This window comes from Microbulbifer sp. TB1203 (genome assembly GCF_030997045.1).
GTDB lineage: Bacteria > Pseudomonadota > Gammaproteobacteria > Pseudomonadales > Cellvibrionaceae > Microbulbifer.
The window spans coordinates 417201-437992 of sequence record NZ_CP116899.1; the positions used below are offsets into that span (position 1 = coordinate 417201).

At 62.5% G+C, this 20792-nt stretch carries 18 protein-coding genes; 14 read left to right on the plus strand and 4 right to left on the minus strand.

Annotated features, from left to right (window positions below; all coding sequences use genetic code 11):
* The first annotated feature begins 190 nt into the window (after window positions 1-190).
* The 6 genes from PP263_RS01745 to PP263_RS01770 all read left to right on the plus strand — a co-directional run bounded on the left by PP263_RS01745 (window position 191) and on the right by PP263_RS01770 (window position 6574).
* Window positions 191-1384, plus strand: a complete 1194-nt coding sequence (locus PP263_RS01745) for a serine hydrolase domain-containing protein (protein ID WP_308366655.1) — start codon at window positions 191-193, stop codon at window positions 1382-1384.
* Window positions 1385-1491: 107 nt separating this feature from the next.
* A complete protein-coding gene (htpG, locus tag PP263_RS01750; protein WP_308366656.1) occupies window positions 1492-3408 on the plus strand; it encodes a molecular chaperone HtpG in 1917 nt (638 codons plus the stop codon).
* A 205-nt stretch (window positions 3409-3613) separates the two neighbouring features.
* Complete coding sequence (locus PP263_RS01755) at window positions 3614-4654, plus strand: NAD(P)H-dependent glycerol-3-phosphate dehydrogenase (protein ID WP_308366657.1); 1041 nt, start codon at window positions 3614-3616, stop codon at window positions 4652-4654.
* A 35-nt stretch (window positions 4655-4689) separates the two neighbouring features.
* On the plus strand, window positions 4690-5106 hold the full coding sequence (locus PP263_RS01760) for a DUF4389 domain-containing protein (protein WP_308366658.1): 417 nt from the start codon (window positions 4690-4692) through the stop codon (window positions 5104-5106).
* A gap of 28 nt (window positions 5107-5134) precedes the next feature.
* The gene (gene sixA / locus PP263_RS01765; protein WP_308366659.1) at window positions 5135-5590 is read left to right on the plus strand and encodes a phosphohistidine phosphatase SixA; all 456 of its coding nucleotides are present in this window, start codon (window positions 5135-5137) and stop codon (window positions 5588-5590) included.
* Between the two features lie 117 nt (window positions 5591-5707).
* Window positions 5708-6574, plus strand: coding sequence for an alpha/beta hydrolase (locus PP263_RS01770; protein ID WP_308366660.1), 867 nt, complete (start codon window positions 5708-5710; stop codon window positions 6572-6574).
* 43 nt (window positions 6575-6617) lie between these two features.
* Here PP263_RS01770 and PP263_RS01775 read toward each other — a convergent pair whose 3' ends face one another.
* Entirely contained in the window at window positions 6618-6962 is a 345-nt protein-coding gene (locus PP263_RS01775) for a 5-carboxymethyl-2-hydroxymuconate Delta-isomerase (RefSeq protein ID WP_183455972.1), read from the minus strand.
* Between the two features lie 129 nt (window positions 6963-7091).
* Window positions 7092-7631, minus strand: coding sequence for a GTP cyclohydrolase I FolE (gene folE, locus PP263_RS01780; RefSeq protein ID WP_308366661.1), 540 nt, complete (start codon window positions 7629-7631; stop codon window positions 7092-7094).
* Between the two features lie 72 nt (window positions 7632-7703).
* Here folE and prmB point away from each other — a divergent pair, with 72 nt between their 5' ends.
* Together prmB and aroC are read left to right on the plus strand one after the other, a co-directional pair.
* Entirely contained in the window at window positions 7704-8621 is a 918-nt protein-coding gene (prmB, locus tag PP263_RS01785; protein ID WP_308366662.1) for a 50S ribosomal protein L3 N(5)-glutamine methyltransferase, read from the plus strand.
* A gap of 188 nt (window positions 8622-8809) precedes the next feature.
* Window positions 8810-9901, plus strand: a complete 1092-nt coding sequence (gene aroC / locus PP263_RS01790; protein WP_308366663.1) for a chorismate synthase — start codon at window positions 8810-8812, stop codon at window positions 9899-9901.
* Between the two features lie 165 nt (window positions 9902-10066).
* Here aroC and PP263_RS01795 read toward each other — a convergent pair whose 3' ends face one another.
* Both PP263_RS01795 and PP263_RS01800 read right to left on the minus strand, forming a co-directional pair.
* Window positions 10067-10816: a TIGR04219 family outer membrane beta-barrel protein gene (locus PP263_RS01795; protein WP_308366664.1), complete on the minus strand. Its 750-nt coding sequence runs from the start codon at window positions 10814-10816 to the stop codon at window positions 10067-10069.
* 38 nt (window positions 10817-10854) lie between these two features.
* Window positions 10855-11772: a LysR family transcriptional regulator gene (locus PP263_RS01800; protein WP_308366665.1), complete on the minus strand. Its 918-nt coding sequence runs from the start codon at window positions 11770-11772 to the stop codon at window positions 10855-10857.
* A 358-nt stretch (window positions 11773-12130) separates the two neighbouring features.
* Here PP263_RS01800 and leuC point away from each other — a divergent pair, with 358 nt between their 5' ends.
* The 6 genes from leuC (at window position 12131) to PP263_RS01830 (ending at window position 20788) form a co-directional block, all read left to right on the plus strand.
* Window positions 12131-13567, plus strand: coding sequence for a 3-isopropylmalate dehydratase large subunit (leuC, locus tag PP263_RS01805; RefSeq protein WP_308366666.1), 1437 nt, complete (start codon window positions 12131-12133; stop codon window positions 13565-13567).
* A complete protein-coding gene (gene leuD, locus PP263_RS01810; RefSeq protein ID WP_308366667.1) occupies window positions 13564-14211 on the plus strand; it encodes a 3-isopropylmalate dehydratase small subunit in 648 nt (215 codons plus the stop codon). The genes leuC and leuD overlap by 4 nt, the downstream gene beginning before the upstream one ends.
* Window positions 14212-14304: 93 nt before the next feature.
* Window positions 14305-15378, plus strand: coding sequence for a 3-isopropylmalate dehydrogenase (leuB, locus tag PP263_RS01815; RefSeq protein ID WP_308366668.1), 1074 nt, complete (start codon window positions 14305-14307; stop codon window positions 15376-15378).
* A 76-nt stretch (window positions 15379-15454) separates the two neighbouring features.
* A complete protein-coding gene (gene asd / locus PP263_RS01820; protein ID WP_308366669.1) occupies window positions 15455-16570 on the plus strand; it encodes an aspartate-semialdehyde dehydrogenase in 1116 nt (371 codons plus the stop codon).
* Window positions 16571-16693: 123 nt separating this feature from the next.
* Complete coding sequence (locus tag PP263_RS01825; RefSeq protein WP_308366670.1) at window positions 16694-17689, plus strand: Asd/ArgC dimerization domain-containing protein; 996 nt, start codon at window positions 16694-16696, stop codon at window positions 17687-17689.
* 195 nt (window positions 17690-17884) lie between these two features.
* Entirely contained in the window at window positions 17885-20788 is a 2904-nt protein-coding gene (locus tag PP263_RS01830; RefSeq protein WP_308366671.1) for a FimV/HubP family polar landmark protein, read from the plus strand.
* The last annotated feature ends 4 nt before the right edge of the window (window positions 20789-20792 follow it).

The following is a 20792-nucleotide window of genomic DNA, read 5'->3' on the forward strand; positions in this document are numbered from 1 at the left end:
CCTGCTGGTCTCCGGCCGCCGAGGCATTCCGATCTACATATCCGCCGATATGTCCCCGGCACGCGCTCATTGAGCTACAATGCCCCGCTTTGTCCGGCCAGTCGGCCTTGGGAGAGAATTTTTCCGCAGGCTGCTAGTCTTAAACACAGATTTTAGATTTACACCCTGCCGCGGCGGCTCGAAGTACGGCATGAAATTTCTGTCTTTATGGTCCTCTTTTTTCCCTCGGCGTCGGCGCAGTGCGCTGCGTTGCCTGCTGGCGGCACTCTGTGGTGCCTGGCTGCCGGTATGCGCTGCGGGTGATATAGACGCCAGTGCCAGGGATTTCGACCGCTATTTCCATCAATTGCTGAAAAAGCAGAATATCCCCGGAGCCGCCTATGTGATTGTGGACGGCGACCGGGTGGTGGCCATGAACACCTACGGCGTGCGGGTCAAGGGCAAGAGAGCCCGGGTGAACCGCAACACGGTGTTCCGCCTGGCCTCGGTATCCAAGACCTTCGCCGGCAGCATGGCCGCGGTGTTGGAGCACGAGAAGAAATTCAGCTGGGGTGACCGGGTGGTGCGCTATGTACCCGAGCTCAGCTTCAAGACCCCCGCGCTGTCCCGCCAGCTGCAGGTGCAGCATCTGCTCAGCCACTCATCCGGGCTGACCCCCAACGCCTACGACAACTACCTGGAAGACAACAAGCCGCTGTCCAAGATCCTGCCCCAATTCGCCAATATCGATCCGCGCTGCAAGCCGGGCAACTGCTACGGCTACCAGAATGTGTTGTTCAGCCTGATCGAGGACGTGATCTACAAGGCCACCGGGGTCACCTACGAGCGCCAGTTGAAAGAGCGTTTCTTTGTTCCGCTGAAGATGAAAAATGCTTCTCTGGGCTGGGAGAGCTTCATGGCCTCCGACAACCGCGCCGCCCCCCACGTGCAGACCGGTCGTGGCTGGAGTCCGGTGACCGTGAGAAAGGAGTACTACCTGGCGGCGCCGGCGGCGGGGGTCAATGCCAGCATCGCGGATATGGCGCAGTGGCTGAAGGCGCAGATGGGCTACTACCCCAAGGTGCTGTCGCCGGAGGTGATCCAGGACATCACCACCGAGCGGGTGGAGACCCAGCGGCATATGCGCCACCGTATCTGGCGCGACTACCTCACCCACGCCGGCTATGGCCTGGGCTGGCGCCTGTATACCATAGGCAACGACCGCATTATCTACCACGGCGGCTGGGTGGCCGGCTTCCGTGCCGCGGTGGCTTATTCGGAGAAGCAGAAGATCGGCATCGTCATCCTGATGAACGCGGAATCCCAGGTAATCGCCGACCTCACCGCCAATTTCGTGATTGATATCACCGGCAACGGCGCCCTCTCCACCGCCATGACCCGATAGAGGCAAACGCAGGATTTGCCCCCGCGTGTCCGGTCCGCCCTTGAAACCGGAAACCCTGTCCCAATATTCCTCCTCGTTCTGATTCATCTGATCGGGGAGACCTATCCATGACCGTTGAGGCCCAAAAAGAGCGCCACGGCTTCCAGACTGAAGCCAAGCAACTGCTGCACCTGATGATCCACTCGCTCTACTCCAACAAGGAGATATTCCTGCGCGAGCTGGTTTCCAACGCCTCCGACGCCGCCGACAAGCTGCGTTTCGAGGCCCTGTCCAAGCCGGAACTGCTGCAGGACGACCCCGATCTGCGCATCCGCATCGAGTTTGACAGGGAAGAGGGCACCCTCACCATCACCGACAACGGCATCGGCATGAGCCGCGACGAGGTCATCGAGAACCTGGGCACCATCGCCCGCTCCGGCACCGCCAGCTTCCTGCAGAACCTCAGCGGTGACCAGAAGAAGGATGCGCACCTGATCGGCCAGTTCGGCGTGGGCTTCTATTCCGCGTTTATCGTCGCTGACAAGGTGGACGTCTTCACCCGTCGCGCCGGCCTTGAGGCCGATCAGGGCGTACACTGGGAATGCAGCGGCGAGGCCGAGTACAGTGTGGAAAACATCGAGTGGCCGCAGCGCGGCACCCGTGTGGTACTGCACCTGAAAGAGGAGGCGAATGAGTTCGCCGACGGCTGGCGCCTGCGCTCCATCATCAAAAAATACTCCGACCATATCGCCATCCCCGTGGAGATGCTGAAAGAAGCACCGGCGACCGAAGGTGAGGAAGAGGGTGAAGAGAAGAATGCGCCGGAATTCGAGGCGGTCAACGCCGCCCAGGCCCTGTGGACCCGCTCGCGCAGCGATATCAAGGCGGAGGAGTACAAGGAGTTCTACAAGCATATCTCCCACGATTTCGACGAGCCGCTCACCTGGAGCCACAACCGGGTGGAGGGCAAGCAGGATTACACCAGTCTGCTGTATATCCCCGCCCGCGCTCCCTTCGACCTCTACCAGCGCGACGCCGCCCGCGGTCTCAAGCTTTACGTGCAGCGTACCTTTATCATGGATGACGCCGAGCAGTTCCTGCCGCTCTACCTGCGCTTCGTCAAGGGCGTGCTGGACTCCAACGACCTGCCGTTGAATGTCTCCCGCGAGATACTGCAGAAGGATCGCAATACCGACGCCATCAAGGGCGCGCTCACCAAGCGCGTGCTGGATATGCTGGAAAAACTGGCGAAGAAGGATGCGGATCAGTATCAAAAATTCTGGGAGTTGTTCGGCAGTGTAATGAAAGAGGGGCCGGCGGAGGACTTCGCCAACCGGGAAAAGGTGGCCAAACTGCTGCGCTTTTCCACCACTCACACCGACGAGCCCAAACAGGATCAGTCCCTGGAAGATTATGTGGGCCGGATGAAAGACGGCCAGAAGCACATCTACTATGTGTGTGCCGACAACTTCGCCACCGCAAAATCCAGCCCCTACCTGGAAGTCTTCCGCAAGAAAGGCATCGAAGTGTTGCTGCTCACCGATCAGGTGGACGAGTGGTTCGTGGGGCATATGCATGAATTCGACGGCAAGCAGTTCCAGGACGTGGCCAAGGGCGCACTGGATCTGGGCGAAGCCGAGACCGAAGAGGACAAGGCCGAGCGCGAAAAAGTGGAGAAGGATGCCGGCGCGCTGGTGGAGCGGGTCAAGGGCGTGTTGGAAAACCGCGTGGAAGATGTGCGCGCCACCACCCGCCTGGTGGACTCCCCCGCCTGCCTGGTGGTGAGCGAACAGGATATGGGCCCGCAGATGCGCCGCATTCTCGAACAGGCCGGCCAGTCGCTGCCTGAGGCCAAGCCCATATTCGAGCTGAACCCCTCCCACCCGCTGGTGCAGCGCCTGGATCAAGAGGCCGATGAAGACCGCTTTGCGGATCTCACCAACATCCTCATGGACCAGGCCAACCTGGCCGCCGGCAACCAGCTGGCCGATCCGGCGGACTATGTGCGTCGGCTCAATGCGCTGCTGCTGGAACTGAACACCTAGCTCGCTCCCCTGTAGGAGCGGCCCATGGCCGCGATCGGACTCGCCCGGTTGCCGGGATACTGATCGCGGCCATGGGTCGCTCCTACAACCTCTCAATCGCTCAATTTTTACGCGAACTGACCGAAACTCACATTTTTTTCCCGCTGTCATTGGGCTGGCCCGGCCCGCCCTCTATAATCCGCAAAACTCAAAACAAACCAGATTTATGACTTCTACGGAAACCAGCGAGTCCATTGCCATTGCCGTATTGGGCGGTGGCAGCTTCGGCACCGCGATCGCCAACATTGTCGCCGGTAACGGCCACGACACCCGCCAGTGGATGCGCGATCCGGAGCGCGCCGCGCGCTGCCGCGAACTGCGCGAAAACCAGTATTACCTGCCGGGAGTGCCGCTGCACCCGGAACTTCAGATTACCAGCGACCTGGAACAGGCGGTGCGCGGCTGCCGGATAGTGTTCGTGGCCATCCCCAGCAAATCCTTTCGCGAAGTGGTGCACTCGGTGGCGCCGCTGCTCGCCGCTGGTACCATGCTGATCTCCACCACCAAGGGTGTGGAGCACGGCAACTTCCACCTGATGAGCGATATCCTGCGGGAGGAGACCAGCGACATGCGCGTGGGGGTGCTCAGCGGGCCCAACTTCGCCAAGGAAATTGTCGAAGGGCATTACACCGCCACGGTGATTGCCAGCGAAGATGAAGCGCTGTGCACCAGTATCCAGAAGGTGTTGCACTCGGAGACCTTCCGCATCTATTCCAGCAGCGATGTGTTCGGAGTCGAACTGGCTGGAGCGCTGAAAAATATCTACGCCATCGTCACCGGCATGGCCGCGGCGCTGGAGCGTGGGCAGAACACCATCAGCCTGCTGATCACCCGCGCACTGGCGGAGATGATGCGCTTTGCCGAGGCCGTGGGCGCGGATCCCATGACCTTTATCGGCCTCGCCGGTGTGGGCGACCTGATCCTGACGTGCTCCTCGGATCTCAGTCGCAACTACCGGGTGGGCTACCTGGTGGGCAAGGGGCGCGCACTGGAAGAAGCGGTGGCGGAAATCGGCCAGGTGGCGGAAGGGGTCAACACCGTGCGCCTGATTAAACACAAGGCGGACGAAATGGGCGTGTATATGCCCTTGGTTTCCGCGATTCACGCCATATTATTTGAAGAGCGCCCGATTCCGGAGGTAATTCGAGATTTGATGTCGGGCGCGCAAACCTTCGACGTGGCCTACTCAGTCAAGGTTGAGAAATAGGTAAAAAGTGCAAAAACCCTAATGGTGATCCACCCATGAAGAATGAAGAACTGAAGCGGAACCTGACCTCCGGCAACCACTGGCTGCGCCTTCTGTATATGGTGCTCTTTGCAATACTGCTGGAAATCGCCGGCATTGTGATGCTCGCGGTGGTGGTACTGCAATTCCTGTTTTCGATCATTACCGGCGGCCCCAACGACAACCTCCGCCGCCTCGGCGACCAGATCGCCTCCTATATTTACCAGACGCTGCAATTTCTGATCTACAACACCGAGGAAAAACCTTTTCCCTTCTCCGAATGGCCAGAGTCCGATATGGAGGACCTGTCCGGCTACGAGAGCGCCGAGGAAGTTGAGGCGGAAGTGGTCCCCGAACAGGGGAGGGAAGAGGAAGTCATAGAGCTGGGCTCCGAGGAAGCTGCGGAGACCGAAAAAGGCGGTGGCAAAGAGTAACATTCCCGCACCGGCCCGAGGAAAATCCGTGCAACTGCTGATCTTGCGCCACGGTGAAGCCGAGCCCATGGCTGCGGCGGCGGATGAATCCCGCCAACTGACCGAACGCGGCCGCACCCAGGTGTCCCGGATCTGCGAGTTGCGCGCAGAGGAGCTGGAGCAGGTGCGCGCCATCTGGGCCAGCCCTTTTGTGCGCACCCAGCAGACCGCGGAAATCGTTGCCGAATCGCTGGGACTGCCGGTGATCACCGAGCCGCTGTTGATCGGCGGCACCCCGCCCCAACGGGTTATCGATGCCCTGGGCCAGGCGAAAAGCTTTCCGCTGCTATTGGTGAGCCACCAGCCGCTGGTGGGCAGGCTGGTCAACGGCCTGTGTGGCAGCGACAACGCCCACTCCCTGGGTACCGCCAGCCTGGCCTGCCTGCAGGCGGAGGTGTGGGCCACGGGCTGCGCCGAGTTGGAGTGGCTGCAACACCCTGAATAAATGCGGAATGCCGGGAGCGCCAATCCGATCGACCAGTACTTCTGGTCCCCGAGGTCATTGCAAGCCTTCACAGGCCACTGCAACATCGGCCGTCCGTTCTTCCGGATGCTGCCGCCCATGAACCAATCCCCCCATGAAATAAATCTCGAATTCGACGGCAAGACCATCGCCGCCCGCCGCTGGGGCAGTCCCGATGGCAAACCGGTGCTGGCCCTGCATGGCTGGCTGGACAACTGCGCCAGTTTTGACCGCCTGGCGCCGCTGCTGGAAGGGCTCGATCTGGTGGCGGTGGATATGGCCGGCCACGGGCGCAGCTACCACCGCTCGCGGGATGCCAACTACAACATCTGGGAGGAGGTGGAGGATGTGCTGGGCATGGCTCACGCCCTGGGCTGGCGCAGGTTTTCCCTGCTGGCCCACTCCCGCGGCGCGGTGGCGGCGATGCTCACCGCCGGCACCTTCCCCGACCGGGTGGAGCGCTTGGCGCTGATCGACGGCCTGGTGCCGCCGCCGGCGGAGGATGCCGATGCCCCGGAGATTCTCGCCAGGGCCATCGCCCAGCGGGCCCGCTACGGCGGGCGCAAACCGCGTCGGTTCGACAGCCTGGAGGCCGCGGTGGAGGCTCGCCGCAACGGCCTCTTCCGCCTCTCCGGGGAAGCGGCCCAGGCTCTCACCGAACGCGGCACCCGCCCCCTGGACGGCGGGATGACCTGGAGCAGCGACCCCCGCCTGATGTCCACCTCCACCGCCAAACTCAACAACGCCCAGGTGCAGGCCTTCCTGGACCGGGCCACCATGCCCATCCGCCTGGTTATCGCCGAGGAGGGCATCGCCGATATGATCGGGCGCCTGCGCCCGGTGCTGGAAAGTCGCGGGAATATCGAGGTGCGGGAAATGCCCGGCGGCCATCACCTGCACATGGAGGAGGGCGCCGAACCCATCGCCGAATGGTTCGGCCCCTTCCTGCGCAGCGAAACCGTGTAGGAGCGGCGGGGCGGATGGCCGCCCCGCCGCTCCTACAGGGGACTCAAAAAGGCAGCCGCTTCGAATAGCACCCCGGATCCATCTCCCGCACCTCCACCGTCACCGCCGGCACCCCGTCGGCAAACTGGCACAGGCAGTTGAACACCGCGGAACTCACCGCTTCGCGCTCCTGTTCGTTGCGGCCTTCCAGCAGGCGCACCTCGGCGTGAACGAAGCAGCCGCCCTTTTCCCCGGCGATAAAGTGATGGTAGGGAAGGGCGCGGGTCTTGATGGTGTGGGGGGCGAAGAGCCCGGTCTGGCTCAGGGCCTCCTGGGCCGCGCTGACCAGCGCGCTGATGGAGACCTTGTCTTCCAGCTTGTGGGCGTATTCGATGACCAGATGGGGCATGGGCGTCTCTTTCCGGCTTCGGTTTTCCCTATAAAGCTTAGCGGAAGAAGGCTCAGCGGAGTCCGGGGAGAGTGTGATACCGGGCGGAAGGACAAGGTGCGCCGGGCGCACCTTGGGGTTTGCCCGGGTTCAGCGGATCAGGGACAGGAACTCGTTGCGGGTGGCCTGGGAGGAGCGGAAGGTGCCCAGCATGGCGGAGGTCTTCATCACTGAATTCTGTTTCTCCACCCCGCGCATCATCATGCACATATGCTTGGCCTCGATAATGACCCCCACGCCGGCGGCGCCGGTGACCCGCAGCAGGGTCTCGGCGATCTCCACCGTCAGCTGTTCCTGGATCTGCAGGCGCCGCGCGAACATGTCCACGATTCGCGCCACCTTGGACAGGCCCACCACCTTGCCGTCGGGGATATAGGCCACATGGGCCTTGCCGATAAACGGCAGCAGGTGGTGCTCGCACAGCGAATAGAGTTCGATATCCTTGACCAGCACCATCTCGCTGCAGTCGGAGGGGAAGAGGGCACCATTGACCACTTCGTCCACCGTCTGCCGGTAGCCGCGGGTCAGGTAATCCATGGCCTTGGCGGCGCGCGCCGGGGTATCCCGCAGACCCGGGCGTTGCGGGTCCTCGCCGATTGCTTCGATAATTCGCGCGTAGTGTTCGTTCATCTCGGTTGACTTGCGATATTGAAAGACGCGCTACCCTAAGCGTTTGTTACCCCTTAGTAAAGGACAGAGTTGATGATAGAAAAGCGTGAGGCCAGCGAGCTGTGTACGGTGCTGGACTATATCCGCTGGGGAACCAGCCGTTTCAACGAGGCCGGGCTCTGGTTCGGCCACGGCACCGACAATGCCTGGGACGAGGCTCTGCTGCTGGTGATGCACGCCCTGCACCTGCCCCTGGACAGCAAGCCGGAGGTGCTGCAGGCCCGCCTGACCACGGAGGAGCGGCGCGAAGTGATCGCGCTGCTGGAGCGGAGGGTCGATGAGCGGTTACCGGCCCCCTATCTCACCCACGAGGCCTGGTTCTGCGATATCCCATTTTACGTGGACAGCCGGGTGCTGGTGCCCCGTTCGCCGATCGGCGAGCTGATTCGCGGTGAATTCCAGCCCTGGCTGCAGGGGGAGCCGCTGGCGGTGCTGGACCTCTGTTGCGGCAGCGGCTGTATCGGTATCGCCAGCGCCATGGCCTTTCCCGAGGCGCGGGTGGACCTGAGCGACATCTCTGCCGAGGCCCTGGAAGTGGCGCAGATCAATATCAACCGCCACCATCTCAACCAGCGGGTGCGCGCCGTGCAGTCGGACCTGTTCTCCGGTCTCGAGGGCTGCAGCTACGACCTGATCCTGTGCAATCCCCCCTATGTGGATGCCCGCGACCTGGCGGAGATGCCCGCGGAGTACCGTGCGGAACCGGAGATCGCCCTGGGCTCCGGCGACGACGGCCTCGACTTCACCCGCAGGCTGCTGCGCGAGGCGGTGGACCACCTGCAGCCGGAGGGGCTGCTGGTGTGCGAGGTGGGCAACAGCTGGGAGGCGCTGGAGGAGGCCTTTCCGCAGGTGCCCTTCGTGTGGCCGGAACTGGAGCAGGGCGGCCACGGGGTCTTTGTGATCCGCCGCGAGGAACTGCTGGCCTACCGGAAGTTTTTCAACGGCCGGTAATCGGTGTTCGCGGCAGCGGGTTGCGTTTCAATCCAATCACCCGCCGCCCGAATCCTCTATAATGCGCCGCTTTCCTCGGATATACCCGGGTCTCAGAGTTCAAATGGCTCAATGTGGCACAAAGCCGCCTCGAGCTTGAATTCCGGAACTAGATAAATCACTGATTGGCAGGCAGGGAATTTCACATTATGTCGGGCAACACTTTTGGCAAGCTGTTTTGCGTCACCACTTTCGGCGAGAGCCACGGCCCGGCATTGGGCTGTATCGTGGACGGCTGCCCCCCCGGGCTGGAGATCAGCGAGGCGGATATCCAGCTGGAGCTGGACCGGCGCAAGCCCGGCACTTCCCGCTACACCACCCAGCGGCGCGAGGCGGACCAGGTGAAGATTCTCTCCGGTGTGTTCGAAGGCAAGACCACCGGTACACCCATCGGCCTGCTGATCGAAAACACCGACCAGCGCTCCAAGGACTACGCCAATATCGCCGAACAGGTGCGCCCGGCCCACGCGGACTACACCTACTGGCAGAAATACGGCCTGCGCGACTACCGCGGCGGCGGCCGTTCGTCGGCGCGGGAGACCGCCATGCGCGTGGCCGCCGGGGCCATCGCCAAGCAGTGGCTGCGCCAACAGTACGGTATAGAGGTGCGCGGTTACCTGTCGCAGTTGGGGCCCATCCGGGTGGAAAAGCTGGACTGGGACCAGGTGGGGCAGAACCCCTTTTTCTGCCCCGATGCCGATAAGGTCCCGGAGATGGAGGACTACATGCAGGCGCTGATCAAGGAGGGCAACTCCATCGGCGCGCGGATTTCGGTGCACGCCAGCGGCGTGCCCGCGGGCCTGGGCGAGCCCATCTTCGACCGCCTGGATGCGGACCTGGCCCACGCGCTGATGAGCATCAATGCGGTCAAGGGCGTGGAGATCGGTGCGGGCTTCGCCAGCGTGGAGCAGAAGGGCACGGAGCACCGCGATGAGATAACCCCTGAGGGATTCCTCTCCAACAATGCCGGCGGCGTGCTCGGCGGCATCTCCAGCGGCCAGGACATCATCGCGCACATCGCCCTCAAACCCACTTCCAGCCTGCGCCTTCCCGGGCGCAGCATCGATGTGCACGGCAATCCCATCGAGGTGGTTACCAAGGGCCGCCACGACCCTTGCGTGGGCATCCGCGCGACGCCCATCGCCGAGGCCATGATGGCCCTGGTGCTGGTGGACCACGCCCTGCGCCAGCGCGCGCAAAACGGCGATGTGCAGCCGGGTGTGGTGACCGTAACGGGGTAAGTCGTGCGTTAAGTTTCTGTGAATGGCGGAGGGATGAGCGGAAAACCGGCGAGGGCCGGTTCACTTCTTCTGTAGGAGCGGCCGTTGGCCGCGATCGGCGGTGGTTTATATCCCGTCCGATCGCGGCCAACGGCCGCTCCTTACAATCTTGCGAGTCCCGAGTCCTTACAGGTGGAGATTCAGCCCCAGGTAGGGTCCCTTGATCTCCAGATCGCTCTGCAGGGAGTCCAGCTCTTTCAGGTCCAGGGTCATCATCCGGTAGCCGGCCTCGACCGCGAAGTCCGCCGCGGGCATAAAGTCCCAGCGCACTTTGGCGGTGAAGTCGGTGTGGGAGTCGCCTCGGTAGCTGGTGCCGTTACCCTGGGCGATGATGGACCAGCCGGTGAACGGCAGGTCGAAGCGGGCCATGGCATAGGCCATGGGGAGTACGCCGGCCAGCTCGATATTTTCCGTCTGGTCTTCGCTCGCCACTTCCAGGGCGCCGTCGTACCGGCGCGCGGTCAGACCCAGGTCCAGGTTGACCCAGTTGTCGAGGATTTCGTAATAGAGAGTGGCGTCGGTGTGGGACAGGTCCATATTGGCGCTGATTTCGGTGTTGGCCGTGAAGGTCTCGTCATCAAAAGTGACGGGTTTTCCCAGCATGGCCGTACCATCGGTTTCCACACTGCTGTGGGCCACCAGGATATTCGGGATCAGCGGAACCGGGTGTTCCAGTGCGGCCTGGATGAAGGTGATGTTGTCTTCCGCCAGGGAAAACTCGTCGACGTCGAAGTCGTCCGCACCGAGATTGCCGCTGTAGCTGGGCTGCCAGACGCCGGCGCTGGCGTCGAAGCCGAGGATGGTATCGGCACTGGCGGCGCCGCTGGTCAGGGCCGTGCTCAAAATCAGACTCTGGACAAGTGTTGTTTTTCTCATGGATTCTCTCCGTTATTGGGCTGTGGGGAAGTGTACTATTATTTTCCCGTCGTGCGGCTATTCGCGCCAGCCTCCTCCCCTGAAGTGTGAGCAGCTGCAAAAAGCAGTTGCTGCAGGGCGCTGGCGGCGTTGCTAAGGGTGCGTGCGCGGTGACTGATAACCCCCAGATTGCGCACAATGTGCAGTTTTTCCACCGGCAGTATCGCCAGGCTGTCGTCCACCAGGGTGCGCGGCAGGACGCTCCAGCCGAGGCCGACGCCGGCCATCATCTTGATGGTTTCCAGGAAGTTGGTGGCCAGCTTGGCGGTGAGCTTCAACCCCCGGTTGTCGAACTCGCGCTTGATCAGTCGCCCGGTATAGGTGTTCAGGTCTGGCAGTATGGCCGGGTAGCGGGCCAGGTCGGGAAGATCCAGAGCCGGCATCTGCGCCAGGGGGTGGTCCGGCGCGGCCACCACCACACAGGGATCGGGCCAGATGACGTGGGCTTCCAGGCTGGGGTATTCCCTGAGCGCCAGGGTGACCACCGCCAGTTCGTACTCACCGGCCATCAGTGCCTCGTAGGCTCGCTCGGAGTCCACGAAATTGATGTCCAGTGCCACTTCGGGGTAGCGGGTGCTGAATTCCTTCAGCACCGGCGGCAGGTGGTGCAGGCCCACGTGGTGGCTGGTGGCGATACGCAGGCTGCCGCCCACCTCCGTTCCCAGGGCCCGCAGCTCCCGTTCCGCCTCGCTCACTTCGTTGAGGATATGCCGCGCCCGGGGCAGCAGTGCGCGCCCGGCGTCGGTGAGCTGCAGTTTGCGGCCGATGCGGTCGAACAGCGGTGTGCCCAACTGCTGTTCCAGGGCGGCCAGGCGCTTGCTGACAGCCGGTTGGGTAAGATGCAACTGCTCCGCGGCCTCGGAGACCGAGCCCTGTTCGGCGATACTTAAGAAGGCTTTTAGCCACTGGATTTCCATTGGGTGGGGCTCCGTAGTTGGCAGTGGAGGCGGCCCTGCTGCCGGGGGCTTTTTGCGGGACACGGGCTGGGCGCCCCCCTTAAATACGTCCCTGTACGCTCTCCGCGGCCATCCGTGGCCGCAGAAGGTCCCGCAAAAAGCCCCCGACATCAGGTCCTTCGCATTAGGCCTCAGTATTCTTCCCCGGGTCCCGAGTCCCGAAACCTACGAAAATGCGCTGAAGCCGGGCTCTACCACATATTCCATAAAGGACTTCACTATATAATAAATATAAATTGATGTTATTCAATGCCCGGTATTAGACTTGCCCCAAATTCCGCATTCCGCATTCATTATTCCGCATTTAGAGGACACGGCGATGGCCGGGCAGACGCTCTACGACAAACTCTGGCAGGACCATCTGGTGAAGAGCCGCGATGATGGCACTGCGCTGATCTATATCGACCGCCACCTGATCCACGAGGTTACCTCGCCCCAGGCGTTTGAAGGCCTGCGCCTGGCCGGGCGCAAACCCTGGCGCACCGACTCGGTGGTCGCCACCCCGGACCACAACGTGCCCTCGGACGCGGCGGAGCGCGCCGCGGGCCTGGATGGCATCCGCGATGAGATCGCCCGCCTGCAGGTGCAGACGCTGGACGAGAACTGCCGGGATTTCGGCGTGGTGCAGTTCGGCATCAATGAGCCGGGGCAGGGCATTGTGCATGTGATTGGCCCGGAGACCGGCGCCACCCTGCCGGGTATGACGGTGGTGTGCGGTGATTCCCACACTTCCACCCACGGTGCGCTGGGGGCGCTGGCCCACGGTATCGGCACCTCCGAGGTGGAGCATGTGATGGCCACCCAGTGCCTGATCCAGAAGAAAATGAAGAACATGCTGGTGCGTGTGGACGGCGAACTGGGCCCGGGCGTGACCGCGAAAGACGTGGTGCTGGCGATCATCGGCAAGATCGGTACCGCCGGCGGCACCGGCTATGCGATCGAGTTCGGCGGCTCGGCAATCCGCAAGCTGTCGATGGAGGGCCGTATGACCGTGTGCAACATGGCCATCGAGGCGGGCGCGCGCGCCGGCATGGTGGCGGTGGATCAGGTCACCCTCGACTACGTGAAAGGCAAACCCTATGCACCGAAAGGTGAACAGTGGGATAAAGCGGTGGAAGCCTGGAGCCGGTTGCATTCCGATGACGATGCGGTTTTCGATGCAGTGGTGGAGCTGGCCGCGGAAGAAATCGAACCGCAGGTGAGCTGGGGCACTTCTCCGGAAATGGTGGCACCGGTCAATGCGCTGGTGCCGGACCCCGCGGCCGAGGCGGACGCCACCCGGCGCGCCGGTATTCAGCGCGCGCTGGAGTACATGGGCCTGAACGCGGGCCAGAAGATCACCGATATCAAGCTGGACCGGGTGTTTATCGGCTCCTGCACCAACTCCCGTATCGAGGATCTGCGCGCGGCGGCGGCGGTGGCCAAGGGCCGCAGGAAAGCCGACAGCGTCAAACAGGTACTGGTGGTTCCCGGCTCCCAGGCGGTAAAAGCCCAGGCGGAAAAAGAGGGCCTGGACAAGGTGTTTATCGAGGCCGGCTTCGAGTGGCGCGAGCCCTCCTGTTCCATGTGCCTGGCGATGAATGCGGACAAGCTGGGCGCGGGCGAACACTGCGCCTCCACTTCCAACCGCAATTTTGAGGGGCGCCAGGGCTACGGCGGCCGCACCCACCTGGTGAGCCCGGGTATGGCGGCGGCCGCGGCGATCGCCGGCCACTTTGTCGATGTGCGCGAAATGCAAAAGGAGGCCGTCCAATGAAGGCTTTTACCCAACATTCGGGGCTGGTGGCGCCGATGGACCGCGCCAATGTGGATACCGACCTGATTATTCCCAAGCAGTTCTTGAAATCCATCAAGCGCACCGGCTTCGGCCCCAACCTGTTCGACGAGCTGCGCTACCTGGACGAGGGCCAGCCGGGACAGGACTGCTCCAAGCGGCCGCTGAACCCGGAGTTTCCGCTGAACTTTCCGCGCTACAAAGGCGCCTCGGTGCTGTTGGCGCGCAAGAATTTCGGTTGCGGTTCCAGCCGGGAACACGCCCCCTGGGCCCTGGACGACTACGGCTTCCGCGCGGTAATTGCGCCGAGTTTTGCCGATATCTTTTTCAACAACTGCTTCAAGAACGGCCTGCTGCCGATCGTGCTGGACGAGGTCGTTGTGGATCAGCTGTTCCAGGAGATGTACGCGCAGGAAGGCTATGAGCTGACCATCGATCTGGAAAAACAGCAGGTGGTGAAGCCGAACGGGGACACCATCGCTTTTGAGGTGGACAGCTTCCGCAGGCACTGCCTGCTGAACGGCCTCGACGATATCGGCCTCACCCTGGAAGACGCGGATGCGATCCGCGCCTATGAAGCCAAGCGCCGCGAGCAGTCGCCCTGGCTGTTTGACGCGGTCAAGTGATCTGGTGAGGTAGGGTGTGCCGTGCGCACCTTTGGCCTTGGACGGTGCGCACGGCGCACCCTACGAAGTGGTGAATAAATTAAGGGAACAGATGTGAGCAAGAAAATCATGATCCTGCCCGGCGACGGCATAGGCCCGGAAATCGTCGAGCAGGCACTGGCGGTGCTGAGCGCCGTGGACAGTAAATTCGGACTGGACCTGGAATTCAGCGAAGGCCTGATCGGCGGTGCCGCTATCGACGAATACGGCGAGCCGCTCACCGATGCCACCCTGGAAGCGGCGCGTCAGTGCGACGCGGTGCTACTGGGTGCCGTAGGCGGACCCAAATGGGACAAAGTGGAGCCGAAAATCCGCCCGGAAAAAGGCCTGCTGAAAATCCGCAGCGGCCTGGGCCTCTACGCCAACCTGCGCCCGGCGATTCTCTATCCGCAGCTGGCCGAGGCCTCCAGCCTCAAGCCGGAGGTGGTGGCCGGGCTGGATATCCTGATCGTGCGCGAACTCACCGGCGGTATCTATTTTGGCGAGCCGCGGGGTATCCGCACCCTGGATAACGGCGAGAAGCAGGGTTTTAATACCTACGTCTACAAAGAGTCGGAAATCGAGCGCATCGCGCGCACCGCCTTCGAGGCCGCGCGCAAGAGAAACGGCAAGCTGTGCTCGGTGGACAAGTCCAACGTGCTGGAGGTCACCGTGCTCTGGCGCGAAGTGCTGGATCGCCTGGCGCCGGAGTACCCGGATGTGGAGCTGTCTCACATGCTGGTGGACAACGCGGCCATGCAACTGGTGCGCGCGCCCAAGCAGTTCGATGTGATGGTCACCGGCAATATGTTCGGCGATATCCTCTCCGACGCCGCCGCCATGCTTACCGGCTCCATTGGCATGCTGCCGTCCGCGTCCCTGAACGAGAGCGGTTTCGGTCTCTACGAGCCCTGTCACGGGTCCGCGCCGGATATCGCCGGCCAGGGAATTGCCAATCCGCTGGCGACCATCCTGTCCGCGGCGATGATGCTGCGCTACTCGCTGAATAGGGGTGAGGCCGCCGATGCGATCGAAGCGGCTGTCAGCAAAGTTTTGGACGAGGGGCTGCGCACCGCGGATATCTATACCGATGGTTGCAAAAAGGTATCCACCGCGGAAATGGGCGCGGCAGTGGTGGCCGCTTTCTAATTCTTAATGTCGCTTTCTCTCGTCACCCCGGCGCAGGCCGGGGTCCAGAAGACCACAGATTCAATAGGATACTGCAATGCAAAAAGTAGGTTTTATAGGCTGGCGCGGTATGGTCGGCTCCGTACTGATGGATCGCATGCGCGCGGAAAACGATTTCGCCCATATCGCCGAGCCGGTGTTTTTCTCCACCTCCAACGCCGGTGGTAAAGCACCGGATATCGGCCTCGAGCTGCCGCCCCTGGGCGACGCTAATGATATCGACGCCCTCGCGGAGCTGGACGCCATCGTCAGCTGCCAGGGTGGCGACTATACAAAAGAGGTTTTCCCAAAGTTGCGCGAACAGGGCTGGAAGGGCTCCTGGATCGACGCCGCCTCCAGCCTGCGGATGGACGACGACGCAATTATCGTGCTGGACCCGGTCAACCGCGATGTGATCGATCGCGGTATCGACGCCGGGGTGAAAAACTTTATCGGCGGCAACTGCACCGTCAGCCTGATGCTGATGGGGCTGGGTGGGCTGTTCAAGGCCGGCCTGGTGGAGTGGGTATCCGCGATGACCTACCAGGCCGCGAGTGGTGCCGGTGCAAAGAATATGCGCGAGCTGATCTCGCAGATGGGTGCCATCCGCGACGGCGTGGCCGGCGAACTTGCAGATCCGGCCAGCGCCATTCTGGAACTCGACCGCAAGGTGGCGGAAAACATGCGCAGCGGGGATTTTCCCTCCGCGGAATTCGGCGCACCCCTGGCCGGCAGCCTGCTGCCCTGGATCGACACCCAGTTAGAAAACGGCCAGAGCCGCGAGGAGTGGAAAGCGCAGGTGGAGGCCAACAAGATCCTCGGCACCGATTCCACGATAGCGGTGGACGGCACCTGCGTGCGCATCGGCGCCATGCGCTGCCACAGCCAGGCGTTTACCGTCAAACTGAAAAAAGATGTGCCCGTGTCTGAAGTGGAGCAGCTGATCGGCGCCGCGAACGACTGGGTAAAAGTGGTTCCCAACGAGCGCGAAGCCACTCTTCAGCAACTGACCCCCACCGCGGTTACCGGCAAACTGGATATCCCGGTGGGTCGCCTGCGCAAGCTGAACATGGGCCCCGAGTACCTGTCCGCCTTTACCGTGGGCGACCAGCTGCTCTGGGGCGCCGCGGAGCCGCTGCGCCGGGTGCTGCTGATTTTGCTGGGCAAGCTCTGACCCGGAATTCCCTACCTGTGTCGCAAAAAACCGCCCCGCATTGCCGGGGCGGCTTTCCCCTTCTCTCTCCGCAGGTATAATCGCCCCGCTTTTACCCCGCCAGCCCATCCGAAGTGAGTTGTTATGACGGAAGCCTCCCGTGAACTGGTAGTCCTCGGCGTAGACAGCGCCGCCTTTGCCCCCCTGCTGGAAATACTCGAAGAGCGCAGGATCGTGGAGCCCGCCCAGCTTCGCCTGCTGGAAGAGGAGGAGGGTGTGGCGGATCCCCAGGTGTTTGCCAATCGCAGCATTCCGGTGCAATCCCTGGAAAAGTTCACCTTTTCCCCGGAGCAGGTGGTGGTGCTATTGAAGGGCGGCGAGGTCGGGGGGGCGGCACTCGCCGCGGCGGAGGCCGCCGGTGCCTGGATTCTGGACGGCGCGGATAACACCCGCGGCGATGAGAGTGTGACCCTGCTCCATCCGCTGCTGAATCCCCGGGATATCGACGCCGCGGAGCGCAGATTGCTGGCGCTGCCCGTGCCGGGAGCGGCGATGGTGGCGGAGGCACTGTTTCCACTGCGCGGGCAGTTGCAGGCGGTGGAGGTATTGTTGAACCAGCCGGTGTCTGCGCTGGGCAAGGCCGCGGTGGATTCCATGGCCGCACAGACCGCGCGTTTGTTCAGCGGTCAGGAGCCGGAAGTGGACCCGGCCATTGGCCAGCGCCTGGCATTCAACCAACTGAGCGCCAGCGAACCACTGCTCTCCAGTGGTCACAGCCTCGGCGAACTGGCGTTGGTGCACGACTTGCGCCGGCTGCTCGGCGACAGCGTTGCGGTGGATGCCAGCATCAACACCGCGTCGGTGTTTCACGGCCAGCTGGCCAACCTGCGCATTGTATTAAAGGAGGAAGTGGCGCTGGACAAGTTGCGCGCACTGTTGCGCAATGGCGCGCGTCTTCAATTGATGGAACGGCCTTCGGCGCAGGAGGCGGTTGGCGGTGAGGCGACCCTGATCGGACGCTTGCGGCAGAGCCTGCTCAGCAGGCACCAGATTAATTTTTGTACAGCATCGGATAATCTGCGTAAAGATGTGGCAATGAACTGCGCACAGATTGTTCACTTGTTGCTAAAAAACCACTGATAATTAATACTTAGCCGCCATAGTGAAGGTTTCTTCTTAACTTCGTTTAAATGGGGATGGCGAGTAATTCGCCCGGGATGGAAGTCTGTCGTTGCGACAATCGCTCCATTGAACGTTTACTGTACAGTGATGGGGTTTTCTGAAGGTGCACATTTCGGAAATGCCCGGTGATTCTAACAATAAAGGGAATCGGATATGCGTGTGCGAAAGCTGGCACTAGCGGTTGGTCTGGTCAGCGCACTGGGTGGCAACGCGGCTCTGGCGCTTGGGCTGGGTGAGATCAAGCTGAACTCGACCCTCAATCAGCCTCTCGATGCAGAAATCAAACTGCTGCAAACACGCGGTCTTGGCGACAACGAAATCAAGGTGCGCCTCGCCGGCCACGAGGATTTTGAGCGGGCGGGCGTGGACAGGTCCTACCTGCTTAACGAACTGAAATTTGATGTGGACTATTCCGGTGGCGAGCCGGTGATCCGCATATCCAGCCGTGTTCCCATTCGCGAACCCTTTCTGAATTTCCTGGTGGAGACCCGCTGGCCCAGCGGCCGGTTGCTGCGGGAGTACACCCTGCTGATGGATCTGCCAGCCTTCTCCGGCGAAATCGCGCAACAGCCGGTGCGCGCTGCCGAGCGAGAGCGTCAGCAGGTCCGCCGCCAGGCGCCGGTGCAGAAACCCCTCGAACAGACCCGGACCGAGCCGGTGCAGGCGCAGCAAGCACCCGAACCCCGGGAGCAGCAACCGCCGGCGGAAGAGCCCGAAGCGCAGCAACCTGTGGCGGAAGAACCGCTCGAGCTGCGCCGTGAGACACAGACCGCCCAGGTTCAGGACGACAGCGGCAGCCGCGTGTACGGCCCGGTGGCCGCCAACCAGACCCTGTGGGAAATCGCCGTCGACAATCGCGTCGGCAATGGTCTCTCCGTGCAGCAGACCATGCTGGCGATCCAGCGCCTCAATCCCGACGCATTCATTAACGACAATATCAACCTGCTGAAGCGGGGCGCGGTGCTGCGCCTGCCCAGCGCCGAGGATGTGCGCGCGCTCACTCTTACCGAAGCCATTGCCGAAGTGGCCTCGCAGAACGAATCCTGGCGCCAGCGTTCGGTCGACGAACCTGCCACCGGGGCTCCGCTGGACGCCCGTGCGGCCACCGCGGAAGCGCCCGCCGCTGAGAGTGTTGAGGGCCGGGTGAGTCTGGCTGCGCCGGGGGACAACGAGTCCGTCCTGTCCGGTTCCGGCAGCGGCACTGGGGACAGCGAGGCCCTGGCCGGCGAGTTGACGGTTACCGAGGAGGAACTGGACAAATCGCGCCTGGAAAACGAGGAGTTGCAGGAGCGCATCTCGGAGCTGGATGAACAGATCGACACCATGGAGCGCCTGGTAGAGGTCTCCAACGAAGAAATGCAGGCCGTCCAGGCCGCCGCTGAACACTCCGGCTCCGAAGAGGCCGCCGTCGATGGCGCTCCGGAGGAAACCGAGGAGTTCACTGAAGCGGAAACCGCTGCCGGGGTGGAAGAAGCTCCAGTGGAAGAGGAAACCTCCGAGGAAGAGGTGGAAGCGGACAGCGACCGCAACCGGGTGGTAACGGTGCAGACCCAGCCGGAGCCCACCCTGGTGGACCGGCTGATGGACAATATCCAACTGATAGGGATCGCTGCGGGCGCCCTGTTGATCGGTCTGTTCGGTTTCTTCACCTGGCGCCGCCGCAAAGAGGAAGAGGAGGCCATGCGTCAGGTTGAGGCGGAGATGGCCGCCGAGCGCACCCTGGCCACAGCGCCGGAACTCGGCGAGGTGGACGAGAACCTGAGCGCTGTAGAAAACGTGCAGGTCGAAGACAATTTCGACCTGGACCAGTTGGATGACGTGGATACCGGCGATCCGGTTTCGGAAGCGGAAATCCACCTGTCCCTGGGCCAGTACGGCGACGCGGAGAATAAGCTGCTGGCCGGCCTGGAAACTGCGCGGGACAATGTGGAGGCGCGTCTGATGCTGCTCGAGGTGTACGCGCACCAGCAGAGTATCGACAAGTTTGACGATCACTATCGCCAGCTGCTCAGCGTCAGCGACGGCCCGGTTGCGGACCGCGCCGCGCGCCTGCGCGAGAGTATCGCCGGTGCGCCGCCGTTCGAGGCGCCGGCGATGGATTTCTCCAGCGAATCCCTGGAGGCCACGCAACTGGACGACATCAGTGCTTCTTTTGAAGATGATTTCTCCAGTGCGAGTTCCTCCTCCGGTTTCGAAAGCTCTTCTTCTTCCGATTTCGAAAGTGAAGGGGAGGGCGACAGCTCGCTGCTGGACGACCTGACCATGGACCTCTCCTTCGACAGCGGCAGCGATACCGCCGGAGATGACGACGGGGAATTCACTCTCGACCTGGAGCTGGATACCGATCTGGGTGGCGATACCACCGGCGAGCGGGAATCCGAATCCGAGGGTGAGGAATTCAACCTGGACGACCTGATGTCCGGTGGAGAGCTGGACCTCGGCGACATGGATGGGGGCACCGACAGCGCTGAGCCCGAGCAGACTGCGGAGAGCGACGACGGCGGGTTGGATTTCGACCTGGATCTCTCGCCCATGGAGGACGACAGCGCTGCGGAGTTGGAAGATTTCTCAACCTCCTCTGAAATTGCTTCGGAGGACGACCTGGGAGACCTCTCCCTGGACGACCTGGAGAGTTTCGGCGGCGAGCTGGACGGTGGCCTGGATCTGGATTCCATCGACCTGGACGACATTGCCGGTCTGGATGGGTCCCTGGCCGCGGAGAGCGATACCGACGTCGCCGTGGCCGAGGAAAAGCCACTGCAGCCCCAGTCTCAGCCGCAACCCCAGCCGAAACAGGCCGCGGTCCAGGAGCCCGCCGCAGAGCAGGACGCATCGGCGGACCTGGGCGACCTGAGCTTCAATTTGGAGAGCGACCTGGACTCCGAACTGAATCTGCTCGAGGGCAGCGACGAGGTCAGCACCAAACTGGAACTGGCACAGGCCTACCTGGACATGGGTGACAGGGACGGCGCCAAGGACATCCTCTCCGAGGTAGTGGAGGAGGGCGGCGACGAACACAAGCGCCGCGCGAAGGAGATGCTGGAGCGGATGGCGTAAGGCC

Excerpts from the sequence above, each read along its gene's own strand:
- PP263_RS01825 (WP_308366670.1), top strand. The coding sequence starts at position 16,694 with ATGACGGAAGCCTCCCGTGAACTGGTAGTCCTCGGCGTAGACAGCGCC.
- htpG (WP_308366656.1), top strand. The coding sequence starts at position 1,492 with ATGACCGTTGAGGCCCAAAAAGAGCGCCACGGCTTCCAGACTGAAGCC.
- leuD (WP_308366667.1), top strand. The coding sequence starts at position 13,564 with ATGAAGGCTTTTACCCAACATTCGGGGCTGGTGGCGCCGATGGACCGC.
- PP263_RS01795 (WP_308366664.1), bottom strand. The coding sequence starts at position 10,816 with ATGAGAAAAACAACACTTGTCCAGAGTCTGATTTTGAGCACGGCCCTG.
- PP263_RS01830 (WP_308366671.1), top strand. The coding sequence starts at position 17,885 with ATGCGTGTGCGAAAGCTGGCACTAGCGGTTGGTCTGGTCAGCGCACTG.
- asd (WP_308366669.1), top strand. The coding sequence starts at position 15,455 with ATGCAAAAAGTAGGTTTTATAGGCTGGCGCGGTATGGTCGGCTCCGTA.
- aroC (WP_308366663.1), top strand. The coding sequence starts at position 8,810 with ATGTCGGGCAACACTTTTGGCAAGCTGTTTTGCGTCACCACTTTCGGC.
- PP263_RS01775 (WP_183455972.1), bottom strand. The coding sequence starts at position 6,962 with ATGCCCCATCTGGTCATCGAATACGCCCACAAGCTGGAAGACAAGGTC.
- folE (WP_308366661.1), bottom strand. The coding sequence starts at position 7,631 with ATGAACGAACACTACGCGCGAATTATCGAAGCAATCGGCGAGGACCCG.
- leuC (WP_308366666.1), top strand. The coding sequence starts at position 12,131 with ATGGCCGGGCAGACGCTCTACGACAAACTCTGGCAGGACCATCTGGTG.
- PP263_RS01745 (WP_308366655.1), top strand. The coding sequence starts at position 191 with ATGAAATTTCTGTCTTTATGGTCCTCTTTTTTCCCTCGGCGTCGGCGC.
- PP263_RS01770 (WP_308366660.1), top strand. The coding sequence starts at position 5,708 with ATGAACCAATCCCCCCATGAAATAAATCTCGAATTCGACGGCAAGACC.
- PP263_RS01800 (WP_308366665.1), bottom strand. The coding sequence starts at position 11,772 with ATGGAAATCCAGTGGCTAAAAGCCTTCTTAAGTATCGCCGAACAGGGC.
- PP263_RS01760 (WP_308366658.1), top strand. The coding sequence starts at position 4,690 with ATGAAGAATGAAGAACTGAAGCGGAACCTGACCTCCGGCAACCACTGG.
- prmB (WP_308366662.1), top strand. The coding sequence starts at position 7,704 with ATGATAGAAAAGCGTGAGGCCAGCGAGCTGTGTACGGTGCTGGACTAT.
- PP263_RS01755 (WP_308366657.1), top strand. The coding sequence starts at position 3,614 with ATGACTTCTACGGAAACCAGCGAGTCCATTGCCATTGCCGTATTGGGC.